The following is a 16,745-nucleotide window of genomic DNA, read 5'->3' as shown; positions in this document are numbered from 1 at the left end:
GGCGCGGGTTTTTACCGCCGTGACAAGTCCGCCGACCCGAAGCGTCAAATCAGCACAGCTTAGAAGACAGACATGAATCGCCGGGAGCTTGCCGTTCAAGGCCCGGCATCGACACCGGACGAGGGAAACGAATCCCGGAACCGAAACCTGACATTGGATATGGGATGCCTCAGGCAGGCCTATCCGCATTTGCCCAATGGGTGGGGAGCGCTTTTCATGGATCGCCGAACTTTCCTGAAGATTGCCGGTATCGGCAGCCTTTCCGTTGCCGCCGGCTGCACCGGCAACCCCGAAAAAAATCTTTACACCCTGGTCCGTGCCCCGGACGATATGGTCACCGGGAAGCCCGCCTGGTATGCTTCCACGTGCCGGGAATGTCCCGCCGGATGCGGTCTTATCGCCAAAAATCGCGAGGGCCGGGTGATCAAGGTCGAGGGAAACCCGTTTCATCCCGTCAACCGGGGAAAGCTTTGCATGCGGGGCCAGGCGGCCCTCCAGGGGGTCTACAACCCCGACAGAATCAGAACGCCGCTGATCAAGACCGACGGCCGGTGGCGGCCCCTCACCCGGGAGGCGGCCACGGCCGTGGTCCGGGAGCGGCTTTCCGAAGCGGCGACGGCCGGCGACGGCAATGTTTTTCTCCTGTCCGAAGTCGTGGGAGAGACCACGCTTGACGCCATGAACCAGTTTATGGGCGCCGTGAAGTCCGGCCCGCCGGTGTTGTTCGAGGCCTTTGCCTACGAATCCCTGAAAGCGGCCAATGCCTTGACCTTCGGCATCAAAGGCCTGTGCCGTTATCACATCGACGCGGCGGACGTTCTTGTCGGCTTCGGAGCGGACTTCCTGGAGACCTGGCTTTCTCCGGTGGAATACGCCCGAAAATTCAAAACCATGCATGGGTATCGCGACGGTGGAAAGGGGCTGTTCATTCATGTGGGGCCGTACCAGTCCCTGACGGCGGTCAATGCGGACCAATGGTTGTCCATCCGGTGCGGTACGGAAGCCTTTGTCGCGCTGACCTGCATTCGGGAAGCGCTGGCCGCGGGAAAAGGCCGCGACCTGCCGGCGAATATCCGCGATGCCCTTGAAAAGGTGTCGCGACCCCACACGGCGGCATCCACCTGCCGGATCGCGGGCATGGATCCGTCGGCCTGCCGCATGCTGATCGACCGGCTGCTGGCGGCCAGGCGGCCTCTGGTCCTGGGGCAGGGCGCGGGAGCCGGCGCCCGGGAGGGCCTCGCCGCCAATGTCGCCGTCAATCTTCTCAATCTCGTGCTTGATCCGACGCTGTCGCGGTTCGATTTCACCTGTCGGCATCGCGTGGAAATCGCTTCGGAACGTGCGGACGTCCACCAGCTGTTCAAAACGATCGGCGCACGGGACAATGCCGTTCTGATGCTCAACAACGTCAACCCCGTCTTTGCCCTGCCCGAATCATTGGGGCTCCGGGAACTCCTGGGGCGGCCGTCGCAGTTTACGGTCAGCTTCAGCAATTTCATGGACGATACCACCGCCCTGGCCGATCTCATCCTGCCGGTGCGGCTTCCGCTGGAGCGGTGGGGTGAATACGCGGGGCGGCACGGCATCGTCTCGACCCTGCAACCGGCCATGGGGAAGCTTACGGACTTTTCAGCCCTGACAGACCTTCTGGCGGGATTTGCCGGCGACGAAACCCCGGCTGACAGCCGGGCCCGGCGCATGACCCGCGATCGGCTCGAGGCGGCGGGACGGATCGCCGACGATCGGGAATGGCTCGAGACGGTTCAGCGGGGAGGAATTTTCGACGCGGCCGCCGAGGCCTCGCCATATACGTGGAAGTTCTCGTTCGACAGCGTCAAATTGCTGGCCGGCCTGGATCCCGAACCCGGGACGGCGGCCGGGAAATTCACCTTCATCGCCGCCCCCTCCCTTCGGTTCTTCGACGGGCGCGGGGGCAACAAGCCCTGGCTGGCCGAGTATCCCGATCCCATCACCAAGGTCGCCTGGCAGGCGCCGGTCTGGATTCACCCCGACACCATGGCCCGGGAAGGCCTCAAATCCGGAGACTGCCTGGAGATCCAATCCCCATGGGGCCGTTTGAGCGCCCCGGCCTATCCCTGCTTCGGCCTCGATCCGGGCGTTCTCGTGATGACGACGGGGCAGGGGCACGAGGCTTTCGGCCGATATGCCCGAGGCAACGGCGGCAATCCTTTCCGGCTCCTCCCGGATACGGTCGATCCGGTCTCCGGCGGTCCGACATTGGTGGTGCAGGGTGTGGACATGCTTCCCGAGGGCAGGCGAATGGTGCTCGCCAATACCGACGGCAGCAAGTTTCAGCACGGCCGCAAGATCGCCCTCACCGTGGGCATGGCCGAACTCGGCGGAAAGGCGCATCCCGGCAGCCATACCGTGGGCTTCGGTATGAACGAATTCCCTATGACCCTGCCGCTTCCCGATGGATACGATCCCCACCGGGACGTGTATCCGCCCCACGAGCACCGGGATGACTATCGCTGGGGGATGGTGGTCGATTTGGATCGCTGCATCGGCTGCGGGGCCTGCGCCGTGGCCTGCTACGCCGAGAACAACATCGGCGTGGTCGGGGAAGAGCGGATTATCGAAGGGCGGGAGATGTCGTGGCTCCGCATCGAGCGGTATCACGATCCCGACCGGATGGAAAAGATGATTTTCCTGCCGATGATGTGCCAGCATTGCGACAATGCGCCCTGCGAATCGGTCTGTCCGGTCTATGCCCCCCACCACGGCCACGAAGGGCTCAACAACCAGATCTACAACCGGTGCATCGGGACCCGGTACTGCTCCCAGAACTGTCCCTACAAGGTCCGAAGATTCAACTGGTATGAATGGGATCGGCCCAATCCGCTGCCCCTGCAGCTCAATCCCGACGTGACGGTCCGCATGCGGGGGGTGATGGAGAAATGCTCCTTCTGTGTTCAGCGAATCAAGGATGCCCACGGCCGGGCCAGGGATGAGAACCGCCGGATCCGGGATGGAGAAATGGTGCCGGCCTGCGTTCAGACCTGTCCCACCGACGCGCTGGTTTTCGGAAATCTCGCGGACAGGGAAAGCCGGGTCCGAAAGATGACCGACGACCCGAGGGCCTATCAGGTCATGGGATATCTGAATACGAAACCCGCTGTTATTTATCTCAAAAAAGTCGTCCAGGAGATCTGATTCCTATGTCGAACCTCACTCCGGCCAAAGTCGATTCCATCGTTCTGAATACGCTGAGCCCGCCCCCCCGGTCCTACTGGGGCATAGCGGCGCTGCTGTTCATGGGCGCACTCATGGGACTGGGTTGCTGGATCTACCAGATCTACGTGGGCATCGGTGTCGGCGGGCAGAACAATCCTGTCGCATGGGGGACATACCTCATCAACTTCGTCTTCTGGGTGGGCATCGCCCATTCCGGGACCCTGATTTCGGCTATTCTGTTCCTTTTCCGGGCCGGATGGCGGAATCCCATCGCCCGGGCCGCGGAAACCATGACGGTGTTCGCCGTATGCACCGCCGGCCTCTTCCCCCTCATTCACCTGGGGCGCGTCTGGCTGGTCTACTACATGCTGCCCTATCCCAACCAGCGGAACCTCTGGCCCAACTTCACCTCGCCGCTGATGTTCGATATCGTCGCCATCAGCACCTACCTGACGGTGAGCGCCCTGTTCTGGTATACGGGCATGATTCCGGATCTGGCGACCATCCGGGATCGTGCGGAAGGGCTTCGGAAAAAGATCTATACGGTCCTCTCCTTCGGCTGGACGGGCAAATTCGAGCAATGGCGCCACTACGCCCGGGGGTATCTTTTCTTCGCGGCCCTGGCGACCCCCCTGGTCATCTCGGTCCACAGCGTCGTGTCGTGGGATTTCGGCCTGGGCATCGTTCCCGGCTGGCACAGCACCATCTTCGCCCCCTATTTCGTGGCGGGGGCCATCCATTCGGGTCTCGCCATGGTGCTCACCCTGATGATCCCCCTTCGCCGGATCTTCCATTATGAAGCGCTCATCACCGTGGACGTCCTCGAAAACGTGGCCAAGACCATCATCCTCACCGGGTTTATCGTGACCTACGCCTATGTCTTCGAGATTTTCATTGCCTGGTACAGCTTCAATCCGGTGGAGCAGGAAGCCTTTCGATGGCGGATCTTCGGGGATTACGGCCTGGAATTCTGGATCATGACCACCTGCAACTGCGTGGCGCCCCTCTTCTTCTTTTTCAGGAAGGTCCGTACCAGCCTGAAATGGCTCATGACGATCTCCATCCTGGTGAACGTCGGTATGTGGTATGAACGTTTCGTGATCATCGTCGGCGGCCCGGCCCACGACTTCATCCCCCACGCCTGGGGCCTCTACAGCCCGTCCTTCATCGAATTGGGGATCATGTTCGGGACCTTCTGCATGTTTTTTCTGCTTTTCATTCTTTTTGTGAAACATATGCCCTCCGTCTCCATGACGGAGATGAAAGAGGCCCTCAAACCAGGAGACGCCGATGTCCACTAACCGATACGTGATGGGTCTGTTCAAGGAGGAAAGCAGCGTGGCGGCGGCGATCGACGCGCTCAGGTCGTCGCCGTGGGAACTCTGTCGGGTTCACGGTCCCTATCCGAGCCATTCGATTCTCCACGCCCTCAGGTTCAAAAAGAGCCGGGTCGGCTACTTCACCCTCGCCGGAGGGATCTTCGGCTTTTTCTTCGGGTATGCACTCTCCATCTACTCGTCGGTGCAGTGGAACCTGATCGTGAGCGGCAAGCCGGTGGTTTCGTTGATTCCGTTTTTTGTCGTGGGCTATGAGATGACCATTCTCTTCGGCATTCTGGGGACTGTCCTGGGCATCCTGATTTACGCCCGGATTCCCGAATTCAAAAGCCTGAAAGGCATCTACGATCCCCGGTGCTCGGGTGATCGTTTCGGTGTCGTCGCCGGATGCGAGGCCGGGAAGGAAGAGGCGCTTTCGGCTTTTCTGGCGGACCTGGGGGCGGAGATCCGCCGTTTCGACGTGTCGGCGGGCAACGATCGAACCGCGGAAGCGCTTCGGACCTGAGACGGAAAAGGATTCCCGGATTGAACACCAACACTTGGCATGCAGTCGAATGCAGAGGAGCGGTATGACGCGACAACAAACGCATCTGTCGAAACGGCCTTTTGCGGCCATCCTGACCATTCTCGTTTGCGCGGGCTTTGGCAGTTTCCTGATTCTCCTGGGATTCAGGGAAGATGCCAGGGCATGGCAGGTTTATCTGGTCAATGTGCTTTTCTGTTCCGCCATCGCCCAGGGTGCTTTGCTGTTCTCCATGATCATGCACGTCACCAAGGCCCGGTGGAGCGGGGCGCTTCAGAATCTGTCGGAGGCCTTTGCGGCTTTTTTTCCGATATCCTTCGTTCTGTTTTTCCTCCTTTATTTCGGCAGGGCCCATCTCTTCCCCTGGCTGGGACAGGATCTGCACGGCAAGGAGGTCTGGCTGAACGTGCCGTTTCTCATGACCCGAAACCTGGTGGGCCTGATGGTGCTCTATGGCCTGGGCATCGCCTACGTCTACCATGCCTTCAGGTGCAAAACCATCCCTCTGGGCGGGGCGGGCGGGCTTCGATCCTTGTTGGGTCGTATTCCGGTCCGGCCGGTGGATCCGTCCGTCTGCCGGGATCGCATGACGACCCTGGCCGTCCTTTACATGATCGCCTATGCACTGGTGTTGTCGCTGATTTCCGTCGACTGGGTCATGAGCATGGATCCGCATTTCATTTCCACCCTGTTCGGCGGCTATTTTTTCATCAAGGCCTTTTACATCGGGATGGGCGGACTGATCATTCTGGCTTCGATCCTCTATCTCGTCCATGGAGAGGAGACCCGGATCGATGTCGCTCATTTTCACGACATCGGTAAACTGTTCTTCGCATTTTGCGTCATGTGGGCCTATTTCCTGTACGCCCAGGTCCTGGTGATCTGGTACGGCAACATTCCCGAGGAGACCCACTACCTTATCGAACGCTTCAAATATCAGTCATGGAAACTGGCGTTCATCATCGCCTTCACGGCCGCCTTCATGATCCCGTTTTTTACGTTGCTCAACCGGAACGTCAAGATGAAGCCCGCTGTCATGCTGATTCTCACTTCTCTGGCGCTTACCGGCATCTGGTTCGAAAACCTCGTCATGGTGGGGCCGCCGTTGCGGTTCGATACCCAATCCCTGCCGCTCCGGATTTTCGATGTCCTGATCAGCCTGGGATTTCTGAGCCTGCTGTCCGGTGCGGTGGCGTACCTTCTGAGGCTGTTTCCCGAACTGTTCCTGAATAACGGAGAAAAGATAACGAGATGAAATGGATTGAATCGATACGGAAGATGTTGAGCGCGCTCCGGGAGAATCGGATGCCGATCCTCTGGATCGGGTGTCTCGCGCTCCTCTCGGGAGGCTTCCTCTTTCTGTTCTATGCCTCTCCCGCCACCAACATCGGGCCGGAACAGCCGATCCCCTTCAGCCATCGACTGCATGCCGGGGTCAAGGCCATCGACTGCAAATTCTGCCATCCCTACGTGGCCAGATCCCGCCACCCCGGTCTTCCGCCCGTGGAGAAATGCCTCTACTGCCATTCCTACATCATTGCCGGCCATCCTCAGATTATGAAGGAACACCAGTACTTCGATACGAATACCCCGACACCCTGGGTCAAGGCCAACTTCCTGCCGGAGCACGTCCTCTTCAACCATGAGCGGCACATCAAGCGGGATTTCGCGTGTGCCGAATGCCACGGTGCGGTGGAGACGATGGATCGTATCAAGGGGGAACGGTTCAGAATGGGCTTCTGCATCCAGTGCCATCAACAAAACCAAGGACCCCTGGACTGCTGGCTGGCATGTCACAGCTGACGGAATGGAGAAGATCGCAATGATTCCGGTTTCCAAGATTCTGCCCGAGAAAAATCAGACGTCCCTCCTGTTCATCATGACATCCGCATTCTGGATGGCGGTGGCCACCTTTATCGGTCTGCTGGCCGCAACGGAGCTCATTGCGCCGGATCTTACACGGGGCATGGGATGGCTCGTTTTCGGCCGGCTCAGACCCATGCACGTCAATCTGGTTCTCTTCGGGTTCGTTACTCCGGGGCTTCTCGGTGCGGCCTTCTACTACCTTCCCCGGCTTCTCAAGACCGAGCTCTTCAGCGAACGGCTCGGCATGCTGACGGCGGGTCTGTGGAACCTGATGGTGGCGGCGGGCGCCCTCACCCTGTCGGCGGGCTTCAGCCAGGGGCGTGAGTACGCGGAATTCATCTGGCCGGTGGACATGCTGATCGTGACCGCCATGGGCCTGGTGCTTTACAATTTTGTGATGACCGTCAAAAACCGGGAGGAAAAAACCTTGTATGTCTCGGTTTGGTACGCCAATGCGGCGATCGTCCTGACGGGCCTGACCTTTGCGTTGGGCAACGTGATCTGGCGCCCCACCTCCGGGGCGCTCACCGGCATCCCCGACGCCATCATTCTGTGGTTTTACGGTCACAACATCTTCGGGCTCCTTTTGACGCCGCTGGCGGCGGGGGTCGCCTATTACGTCATTCCCAGAGCCTGCCGAAACCCGCTATACAGTCACACCCTCTCTCTTCTGGGGTTCTGGTCGCTGATCATCGTCTACACCCATGTGGGAACCCATCATCTGCTCCAGGTGCCCGTACCCACCTGGCTCAAGGTCATCGGCATCGTCGACAGCGTCGGCATGGTCATTCCCGTCATGGCCTTTCTGATCAACATCTGGTACACGGCCAAGGGCCGTTTGGGGGAGGTGCATGCGGACGTTTCGGCCAAGTTCGTGTTTACCGGCACCATCATGTATTTTTTCGTGAGCATTCAAGGGTCCATGATGGCCCTTCCCGATGTCCAGCGGATCACGCATTTCAACAACTGGGTGGTGGGGCATGCGCACATCGGCGTATTGGGATTCGCAGGGATGATCGCCCTGGGGGGCATTTACTATGTGCTGCCCAAGGTTCTCGACAGACCGCTCTACAGTCGTTTCCTTGCCGATCTGCAGTACTGGCTGGTGCTGATCGGCGTGACCGGATTCACGGTGGTCCTCACGATCGTGGGGCTGATCCAGGGCACGGCATGGCTGAACGGAGAGACGGTCTACCGGGTGCTGCCGGAGCTTCACGTGTATTATGTCATCCGGGCCTCCCTTGGCGTGATGATATTCACCGGCGCGCTGATCGGTCTGTATAACGTCCTGAGAACCCTGTTTTTCAACACCGGAGAAGCTGCATCATGAAGATGACCCCAAGAGTCGTTCTCATCGGTTCCGTCGCGATACTGACGACCATCGTTCTGATCATGATCGTCACCCCTTACTTCACGGTGGACCGCACGCCTTCCGAGATCTTCCGATCCCGTTCGGAGATCGAGGCCGCCGGTCGGGAGCTGTACATCGCCAACGGGTGCGTCTACTGCCACAGCCAGTCGATCCGCACCATCGACTGGGGGCACGGCGCCGAGCGGATCGCCCAGGCAGGGGACTATGTGGGCGATCATCCGATCCTGCTCGGCTCTCAGCGTACGGGGCCCGATCTTTCCCAGGAGGGCGGGGAACATCCCGACGACTGGCACCTGGCCCATTTCATGAACCCCCGTTTCACGCGGCCGCTTTCCATTATGCCCGCATTCGATTATCTGGGTCGGAAGAACATCGATCTGCTGATCACCTACAAGCAGAGTCTGGGGTTCAAGGAGGCGGACGATCGGATGACGCGTCAGCGGGAATGGAAGGAAAAACTGATCTCCGCCTACGAGTCCGGTCCGGTGGAAAACGTGGCGTTCCTTCATGCCCAGGTCCCCGAAGGGTGGCGCAACATCCCCAATCCCTATCCGACGAGTGCCGCCGGTTTGGCCCGCGGACACAAGATCTACCAGGACTTCTGCATCGGCTGTCATGGCCCGGTGGGGGACGGGATGGGACCGGCACAGCCCTTCCTCTATCCGCCGCCGCTTAATTTCACCCTGCTCAAAGATCGTGGGGTCACCGGCGGTATCCTCTACTACCAGATCATGAACGGGATTGCAGGTTCGGCCATGCCCTACTTCAAAAAAGAACTGGAATCCGAGAAGATCTGGGATGTGGGTAATTTCGTTGCGGTCTATTTTATCAACCAGAGCGATGCCAACACACCGCCCAGAGGCATCGACGCCGCCTACGAACCCATTGTGCCGTAAGGAGGACTCGTGTATTATCCATACTTTATCAGCTACATCGTCCTGGGCTTCCTGATCACCATTCCCGTCTTCCTGTGGGCGGTTGGCAGCGGACAGTTCCGGGACCAGGATCGTGCACGGTTTCTGCCTCTGGAAGATGACGGAGACGCTGCCCCCGTCCACCTGTCCAGGGCAAGCCGATACGAAGTCGGGGTGCTGATTTTTCTCGTTGTCACCGGGTTGATTACGAGCGGAAGCGTCGTTGTCTTTGCCCTGACGGTCGCGGGGCGGTAGAGGAGGTCTCATGCGTTTCTATGAACTCTTGAATTTTCAGCACGTCATGCTCTATCTGTTTCCGGCGCTGATCTTTATTCTGGTGTTCGGGCTTTTTCTGGGATTCACGCATTTTCGCGGGAAAGATTCGGAACGGCGAAAAACGGCGATCATCGAACGCTTTCCGGGAGGCATCGAGGGCCGGGATGCACCGTTTCCCCTGGCGATGACGCTGACCATCGCCGGCACCCTGATATGGGGATTTCTGTATATCTGGTTTACCGGAATACTGGGGGTAAAGATCTGAATGGAACAACATTACGAGACATCGGAATTTCGATCATGGGTGATCATTACGCTGATTCTGGCCTTCATATTGACGAAAGGCGTCTTCGCTTTCGTGATGGTGGGGGACCGGGGACAGCCGGACTGGGCGTATCGGGCCGTCAGAGACGTGCCCGGAGAGTCTCCCTATGCCGTTTACGAGAAACTGCCGAATCCCCAGCATGTCCGGGGAAGCGAGGGGGAATAGGGGATGCGCCGGATTATTTTAGCCCTGTTCTGCGCGCTGGTTGCGACGGGATGCAACGACTGGCGCATGTGGGAAACACCGGCCGTCAAGCCCCACGAGGTCCCGCTGTTGGTCATGGATGGCCAGACCGTTCCCCTGGCGGATGCCGAGGCCGTTTACCGGCTTACGGACGGCAAGGCGCTCCGTTCCCCTGTTTCGGCTGAGGATCCGGAGGTTCTCGCGGCCGGTGAGGCGGGGTATCAGATCTATTGCGCCCAATGTCACGGTAAGTACCATGACGGCAACGGCACCGTCGGTCAGAGTTTCGAGCCCCTGCCGACCGATTTGAGAAGTGAACGGGTCCAGTTCCAGACGGACGGGGAACTTTTCAAGACCGTCAGCTATGGGCTTGTCGATGGCCGACAGCCTGCTTTGGCCACCACCATCGCCATTCCCGAGCGGTGGCAGATCGTCGCCTACGTCAGATCCCTGGGCGTACGCTGACCGCGGACAAGCCGACAACGTCGGCCGCCCGGAGCGCGTGCGATCTCTGCGGGTTGCCCCTGCGGCAGGGCGCTGTCCGGGCCGAAGTGTCGGGAGCAATGCAATTCTTCTGTTGCGAAGGCTGCCGGCAGGTGTTCCGGATGCTGACGGAGGCCCGAGACGCATCGGACGGCGCCGACCCCATCCCGTTTCAGGAAACCGAACTGTTCAAGGAATGCCGACGGATGGGGATTATCCCCCAGGCCGGGGACGACCCGACGGCAGCCCCGGCGAATGCACCGGAAACGGCGGATACGGCTTCGAAAGGGTCCGAACTGTCCGAAGATGCGGCGGATCTTCTTGGGCTTTCCTTCCGGGTGGAGGGGATGTGGTGCCCCGCCTGCGCCTGGCTCATCGATGAAACCCTCAAGAAACTGCCCGGCGTTATCTCCCCCGACACCCGCTTTTCCACCGATACCTTCCAGTGCCGATATCACCCCGTACGCACCTCGCCCGACCAGATTCGCCGCCATATCGAGAAACTCGGCTACCGGCCCGTGGACGATCACGAGGGCGGTGCATCGGAACACCGACGGGAAATTTACCGATTTGCCGTATCCGCTGTCTTTTCCGTGAATGTGATGATGCTCTCCTTTGCCCTTTATTCGGGATTTTTCACGGATCTGTCCAAAGACGCCGTAACCTATCTGTCATGGCCTGTTTTCATATTGGCGAGCGTCCCTTTTTTTTACGGGGGCCGGCGTATTCATCAAAAGGCGTGGGCGGGGGTGCGATCGGCCGTTTTCACCATGGAAAGCCTGATCAGTATCGCTTCGGGGAGCGCCTTTGCCTACAGCGTCTATAACCTGATCCAGGGGAGCATCCACCTCTATTTCGACACGGCGTCCATGCTGATCACCCTGACACTTCTGGGCAAGATGCTGGAGCGGAACGCCAGAAACCATGTTTCCAGGGATCTGGCGAATCTGTTCGCACTGAAACCCACAAAGGTGAAGCGGATCTGCGACCTGTATCCCAAGGGGCGGTATGTTTCCGTCGACATGCTCCAGAAGACGGATATGTTTCTTGTGGAGGCGGGCGACATCGTTCCCGCCGACGGCGTGGTGGTTTCGGGGGAGGGCCTTCTGGATGAAGCCTCCCTGACCGGAGAGGCCGCGCCGATTCGAAAATTGCCGGGACACCACATCCACAGCGGAACTACCGTAGCGCGGGGGGTTTTCAAGGTGAAGACCGAGGCCGTGGGGGAAGATTCGACCATCGGTCGGATTATCCGGATCATCCAGCGCAGCCTCGATGAAAAAACGGCTTTTGAAGGCAAAACCGACCGGCTTCTCTTTGTCTTTGTCCCGCTGATTCTGGGCCTGGCGCTGTCCACCGGTGCCTTCTGGTGGATGCGGGGGGTGGGATTTGAAACCGCCATGGTCCGGGCCATTACGGTAATGGTCATCTCATGTCCCTGTGCGCTGGGGATCGCAATCCCTCTGGCCAGGGTCGCCGGCATCTCCGTTGCCGGCAGAAACGGAATTCTGGTGAAGGAGTTTTCGTGCTTTGAGAAAGCCGGTGGAGTGGATGCCGTGGTGTTCGACAAGACCGGGACCTTGACCGAGGGGCGTTGCGAGCTGCGGGAGGTGGTGTCCTTCGAGCCGTTTCAACGGGCGGATGCTCTCGCCCTGGCGGCCGGGCTGGAGCAGGCGTCCGATCATTACCTGGCGGTGGAGATCCGTCGGAAATGTGCCGAGGAAAGGATCTCAGCCGCGACGGTTTCGGCCCTGAAGGGTCACGACAACGGGGTCTCCGGGATATGGCAAGGCCGGAGGGCGCGAATCGGCGCACTGAATTTCGTGCCCGAGGCCGGGAATCGGGATGACGACCGGCGCCTGCAGGACGACGGTTTGTCGCGGGTGTATCTGGCCTGGGGGGGGCGTCTTGTCGCCGTGTTGCGCTTTGGAGATCGGATTCGCCCCGGGGCGAAGCCGACTGTTCTGGAATTGCAGCGCCGGGGCTTTCGGGTCGCGCTGATCTCGGGGGACGAATCCCGGACAGCCTTGGCCGTCGGCCGTCTCGTCGGCATCCATGAAAGCCTCGGCGGCATGCTGCCCGGCGACAAGGCGGCGTTCATCCGGCAGCTCGAGGCGGAAGGTATGCAACCGGCGATGATCGGCGACGGGATCAACGATGCGCCGGCGCTGGCGGCGGCGTATCTTTCCGTGGCTGTTCATTCCGGTCCTTATCTTGGAAAGGATGTGGCCGACATGACCCTCATGCAAAGCGACCCGCGCCGGATTTTGACCTTTTTTGATCTCGCGGTGAAGGTCAATCGGAAGATTCTCCAGAACCTCATCTGCTCGGGCGTCTATAATGTGCTCAGCATTCCCGTCGCCATGGCGGGCATACTGACGCCGTTGGTGGCGGTAACGGCCATGCTGCTCAGCAGTCTCACGGTTATCGGCAACACGCTTCTTCTGGTGCGGCGGAGGACCTGAGTTTTTTGACCGCAGACGGAAAGCCGCGTCATTCTCAGTCCGTCATCGAGATGTAGCCGTTGTCCATGGCATACTTCACCAGATCCGGCATTTTCTTGATCCTGAGTTTTTTATGAATGTTGGCGCGATGGTGCTGCACCGTCCGCAGGCTGATGTGAAGCAGCTCCGATATATCTTTGCAGGTATATCCTTCGACAACCATTTTGAGGACCTCTTTTTCCCGGACACTCAGCGGCTCGGTGTTGACATCCGGTCCGTTGATGCAGGCGTCGATAAAGGTTTGCGTCAGGCCTCTGGTCATACTGGGGGACAGATAGACCTTTCCCTTGCGGATGGTTTTGATGGCCGTGAAAAGCTCGTCGTCCGTATCTTCCTTCAGCAGATACCCGTCGGCGCCGACGGAAACGGCCTGTAACAGATATTGCCTGGATTTGTGCATGCTGAGGATCAGCACTTTGATATTGGGGTAATTGGCCTTGATTTCGCTGACGGCCTCGATACCCCGGATCCTGGGCATGGAGATATCGACGATCACCATGTCGGGCGTGTTGATTTTCAAGGTTTTCAGCAAGGCCAGGCCGTCTCCGACCTCGTCGATGACCTTCAGTCCGTTTTCGTCCTCGATGATTTTGCGTATGCCCTGGCGCAGGATGACATGGTCATCCGCCAGAATGATGGTGTAAATGTTCATAGAGGCTTTCCACCCGTTGCAGGGATTCCGACAGTAAGCGGTCGATTGTCCGCCTATCCATTGCCGTGCCGATCGAGACGCAAAAAAAATGCTCGACTGTCGACTTCCGTAAGGTTGATCGGAATGCACGGCGCTTAAGCGGCACTAAAACTCACCGCTGAAGGGGCGCGGACCGTACCCTCCCGGCGCCTCTTTCCGGTCATCATCATGAAAATCAACAGTTGAATGATATTTTATTATAGCCTTTAAGAAGCTATATTAAAAGACTAAAATGAGCAAATTTTCTGAAGATGTCGTAGGAATGGGGCCCGGACGAACTGGTCCGGGCTGAGGACGATTGACGGATGTACCCGACAGGGCGCGGCATCTGGATGCCGGAAAGGCTTACGGATAAACAAAAACGGCGGGCGCGTCGCCTTTCGATCGAGGCCCCTATTCCGGGAATTTGATGGAGATCTTGTTTCCCCCGTCTTTGGGTTTCATCTTGATCTGCAGCTCGATGCTGCTGTCGCGAATTCCCAAAGCCAGGGGTGTCTTGCCCTTACCCTCCTCAAAATGGGTGATGCCTTTGAGGGCCTCAATGATTTTCCCGGCGACGTTGGGTCCGGGGGAAGGCAATTCCCCGGTTCGGTACTCCGCTGTGACCTTGACCGTCCCGTCGTCCTTGACAACCAGCTCGATTTCTTTGGCATTACTATTTACCCCGTGAAGCGCCGCCAGCGAAAGCCACTTCAGTGCCGCTTCATCCTTGTCCGCATCGCGGGGGAGTTCGGACATCTCCTTGAGCGGATCGGTGGTGGCATAACAATCACAGAGTTCCTGAACCTTTAAATGCAAGCTTCCTGAATCTTTCATGACGCATCCCCTTTCATCGAAGGTTGAAGTGAAAAGAATCCCTATTGCATCATCGAAAGGGTAAACATTCTTTTCGGCCAATCAAGCAAAGATTTTGGGAGATACGATTTTAAAGCCGTTACCCTCAATCCGGGTCATGAGATGTGTTTATTGCGTTTTTCCGCCACAGCGGCATTGAATTTCACCGGATCGATGACAAACCGCTCATGCGTGCCCCTGGATATCCGGTCGATGCCGTCAAAGGCTTCGATGGCAAAGGTCAGCTTTTTGCCTTCAACCGCCGTCAGCTTCACCTTGACGGTCACCGTGAATCCCGGCGGCGTGGCGGCGGTGTGGTTGAGCTGAAAGCCGATGCCGACGGTCTGTTCGTCGGGCCAGTCCAGATGCGGTTTGACGGCCTTGATGCAGGCGAATTCGAAAAGGCCGATCATGTACCCCGAGGCAAAAACATTCGGCATGATCTGACCTTCCGGAAATTCGGGAAAGAGCCGAGGGACTGTTTTGTCTTCAGGGACCTTGTAATGAAATTCGAATGTCAAACCGGGCTTGAGCGTCTCTTTCATGGCTACCTCCGTCCTGTCGGGTTGATGCCTGACGGCATGCAGCGGCATCGACGACATGGCCGTCTGCGCTGCGATGCGGGTTATCGTTTAAAGGTTTCAACCCCAATGCGCCGGTCATGGGGCTTCGTGGTGCTGAAATGCCGGATGCCGCGATTGTCGACCCACGTGTAGATGGTTTCGGGAAGCGGCTCGATCTGCCGCAAGGGGTCTGGAGTGGCGTCGCCGTCGGCGGTCCATCCGATTTCGGATCGAGACGGCGTATGTTCGGGCGCGTCGGATTTGGGAATGTATTTTTGAAGCTTTTCCAGGGGGAAAAGTTTCGGAGCCGTTTCCGTCATGATGGTTCGGAGTCGTGACGTCGCTTCCCAGGCGACGGAGACCTGCCGGTCCAGATCGACAATAAGTCGATCCAGCTCCGGCGAATATTTTGCCAATCTGTTGTGATGATGAAGATAGACGGCGCTCCCGATGGCGATGGACAACAGGATCAAAATGGTGAAGCGCAGTTTTTTTATCATGATCACGGATCTCTCTTGAAAGAATTTTGTATATAGATTCAGGTTAATTGAGATATACCAGATGTATAGCGTGTGTAAACAACTATTTCCCATGAGGATCCAATCGTTGCCGGCAATGGGCTCCGGTTACGCGCGACGGCTTTTCAAACGGCTGGAAATGATTATCCTTATCCTCATACCCAAACGACGGTTTCGTATCATCATCAGGAGATGACTTCATGGAGAAAGACAGGCACACCCAAGAGACCTCATGCCGACGTGATGCCGGACGATCCTCGAGTTTTCGGGCGCATCTGCCGGAGATCGTCGATCAGATCGTCCGGTCTTGTGAAAACAGGCAATGCTGCCACCACACCGCTTACGAACCGATCCCATCGCGGGAATCGGTGATCGAGATCGTTGAAGGGTTGCGGGACGTGATTTTTCCCGGCTACTTCAATCGAAACCGGATGGATCCCGTCAATCTCAAATACATGCTCGGGCAGTCGGTTTCAGGGCTCTACGATATGCTCGCAGAGCAGATATGCCGGAGCATCCGGCATGACTGCTTCCGGTACGAAAAACCCTGCATGAAATGCGAGGAGCAGGGCCAGGAGATCGCTCTGGCCCTTTTCCGGTCGGTGCCGGACATCCAGGCGATGCTGTCTGCCGATGTGGCGGCGGCTTATGAGGGAGATCCCGCGGCCGCGAGCGAGGACGAAATCATTTTCAGCTACCCGGGGATTTTTGCCATTATGGTCTATCGCGTGGCCCACCGGCTGTTCGAGTTCGAGGTGCCCCTTCTGCCCCGTATCATGACCGAGTATGCCCACAGCATCACCGGAATCGACATCCATCCGGGCGCTGAAATCGGAACGCGATTCGTCATCGATCACGGCACCGGCGTGGTCATTGGCGAGACCACCGTGATCGGGCACAACGTCCGTGTCTACCAGGGCGTGACGCTGGGGGCGCTCTCCCTGCCCAAGGATGCGGGGGAGCGACTTCGGGGAAAGAAGCGGCATCCCACGATCGAAGACGACGTGATCATCTATTCCGGCGCCACCATACTCGGGGGCGATACGGTGATCGGACGCCGCTGCGTGATCGGGGGCAATGTCTGGCTCACGGCGTCGATTCCTCCGGACACCAGGGTGTTGATGGAGCCGCCCAAGCTCGTTTACCGATAGACAATGGAGA

At 58.5% G+C, this 16,745-nt stretch carries 17 protein-coding genes; 13 read left to right on the top strand and 4 right to left on the bottom strand.

What is annotated here, in order from left to right; genetic code table 11:
- Nucleotides 1-72 precede the first annotated feature (72 nt).
- The 12 genes from dmul_RS12560 (at nucleotide 73) to dmul_RS12505 (ending at nucleotide 12,939) form a co-directional block, all read left to right on the top strand.
- Complete coding sequence (locus tag dmul_RS12560; RefSeq protein WP_020876050.1) at nucleotides 73-3,174, top strand: 4Fe-4S dicluster domain-containing protein; 3,102 nt, start codon at nucleotides 73-75, stop codon at nucleotides 3,172-3,174.
- A gap of 5 nt (nucleotides 3,175-3,179) precedes the next feature.
- Entirely contained in the window at nucleotides 3,180-4,496 is a 1,317-nt protein-coding gene (gene nrfD / locus dmul_RS12555) for an NrfD/PsrC family molybdoenzyme membrane anchor subunit (RefSeq protein ID WP_020876049.1), read from the top strand.
- The gene (locus dmul_RS20620) at nucleotides 4,486-5,037 is read left to right on the top strand and encodes a DUF3341 domain-containing protein (protein WP_020876048.1); all 552 of its coding nucleotides are present in this window, start codon (nucleotides 4,486-4,488) and stop codon (nucleotides 5,035-5,037) included. The genes nrfD and dmul_RS20620 overlap by 11 nt, the downstream gene beginning before the upstream one ends.
- Nucleotides 5,038-5,101: 64 nt before the next feature.
- A complete protein-coding gene (locus dmul_RS12545) occupies nucleotides 5,102-6,310 on the top strand; it encodes a hypothetical protein (protein WP_020876047.1) in 1,209 nt (402 codons plus the stop codon).
- Nucleotides 6,307-6,858: a cytochrome c3 family protein gene (locus dmul_RS12540; RefSeq protein ID WP_020876046.1), complete on the top strand. Its 552-nt coding sequence runs from the start codon at nucleotides 6,307-6,309 to the stop codon at nucleotides 6,856-6,858. The genes dmul_RS12545 and dmul_RS12540 overlap by 4 nt, the downstream gene beginning before the upstream one ends.
- 4 nt (nucleotides 6,859-6,862) lie before the next feature.
- Complete coding sequence (locus tag dmul_RS12535; RefSeq protein WP_234979201.1) at nucleotides 6,863-8,251, top strand: cbb3-type cytochrome c oxidase subunit I; 1,389 nt, start codon at nucleotides 6,863-6,865, stop codon at nucleotides 8,249-8,251.
- On the top strand, nucleotides 8,248-9,189 hold the full coding sequence (locus tag dmul_RS12530; protein WP_020876044.1) for a cbb3-type cytochrome c oxidase subunit II: 942 nt from the start codon (nucleotides 8,248-8,250) through the stop codon (nucleotides 9,187-9,189). Before dmul_RS12535 ends, dmul_RS12530 begins: the two co-directional genes overlap by 4 nt.
- A 9-nt stretch (nucleotides 9,190-9,198) precedes the next feature.
- Nucleotides 9,199-9,462: a cbb3-type cytochrome oxidase assembly protein gene (locus dmul_RS12525; protein ID WP_020876043.1), complete on the top strand. Its 264-nt coding sequence runs from the start codon at nucleotides 9,199-9,201 to the stop codon at nucleotides 9,460-9,462.
- 10 nt (nucleotides 9,463-9,472) lie between these two features.
- A complete protein-coding gene (locus dmul_RS12520; protein ID WP_020876042.1) occupies nucleotides 9,473-9,748 on the top strand; it encodes a hypothetical protein in 276 nt (91 codons plus the stop codon).
- Complete coding sequence (locus dmul_RS12515) at nucleotides 9,749-9,973, top strand: hypothetical protein (protein ID WP_020876041.1); 225 nt, start codon at nucleotides 9,749-9,751, stop codon at nucleotides 9,971-9,973.
- Between the two features lie 3 nt (nucleotides 9,974-9,976).
- A complete protein-coding gene (locus dmul_RS12510; protein WP_020876040.1) occupies nucleotides 9,977-10,456 on the top strand; it encodes a c-type cytochrome in 480 nt (159 codons plus the stop codon).
- Nucleotides 10,457-10,596: 140 nt separating this feature from the next.
- On the top strand, nucleotides 10,597-12,939 hold the full coding sequence (locus tag dmul_RS12505; RefSeq protein WP_020876039.1) for a heavy metal translocating P-type ATPase: 2,343 nt from the start codon (nucleotides 10,597-10,599) through the stop codon (nucleotides 12,937-12,939).
- 34 nt (nucleotides 12,940-12,973) lie between these two features.
- Here dmul_RS12505 and dmul_RS12500 read toward each other — a convergent pair whose 3' ends face one another.
- The 4 genes from dmul_RS12500 to dmul_RS12485 all read right to left on the bottom strand — a co-directional run bounded on the left by dmul_RS12500 (nucleotide 12,974) and on the right by dmul_RS12485 (nucleotide 15,566).
- Nucleotides 12,974-13,630, bottom strand: a complete 657-nt coding sequence (locus dmul_RS12500) for a response regulator (protein WP_020876038.1) — start codon at nucleotides 13,628-13,630, stop codon at nucleotides 12,974-12,976.
- A 432-nt stretch (nucleotides 13,631-14,062) separates the two neighbouring features.
- Nucleotides 14,063-14,485 (bottom strand): hypothetical protein, encoded by a 423-nt coding sequence (locus tag dmul_RS12495; protein WP_020875769.1) that lies wholly within the window; start codon nucleotides 14,483-14,485, stop codon nucleotides 14,063-14,065.
- 134 nt (nucleotides 14,486-14,619) lie between these two features.
- Nucleotides 14,620-15,048: a thioesterase family protein gene (locus tag dmul_RS12490; RefSeq protein ID WP_020875770.1), complete on the bottom strand. Its 429-nt coding sequence runs from the start codon at nucleotides 15,046-15,048 to the stop codon at nucleotides 14,620-14,622.
- Nucleotides 15,049-15,128: 80 nt separating this feature from the next.
- Nucleotides 15,129-15,566, bottom strand: coding sequence for a hypothetical protein (locus dmul_RS12485; RefSeq protein WP_020875771.1), 438 nt, complete (start codon nucleotides 15,564-15,566; stop codon nucleotides 15,129-15,131).
- Nucleotides 15,567-15,784: 218 nt separating this feature from the next.
- On the opposite strand from dmul_RS12485, the gene epsC reads away from it, so the two are divergent.
- The gene (epsC, locus tag dmul_RS12480; RefSeq protein ID WP_020875772.1) at nucleotides 15,785-16,735 is read left to right on the top strand and encodes a serine O-acetyltransferase EpsC; all 951 of its coding nucleotides are present in this window, start codon (nucleotides 15,785-15,787) and stop codon (nucleotides 16,733-16,735) included.
- Nucleotides 16,736-16,745 lie beyond the last annotated feature (10 nt).

The sequence above is a fragment of the Desulfococcus multivorans genome (assembly GCF_001854245.1).
Taxonomy (GTDB): domain Bacteria; phylum Desulfobacterota; class Desulfobacteria; order Desulfobacterales; family Desulfococcaceae; genus Desulfococcus; species Desulfococcus multivorans.
The sequence above is the reverse complement of the archived record's forward strand: the minus strand, read 5'-3'. Positions and strand labels throughout refer to the sequence as shown.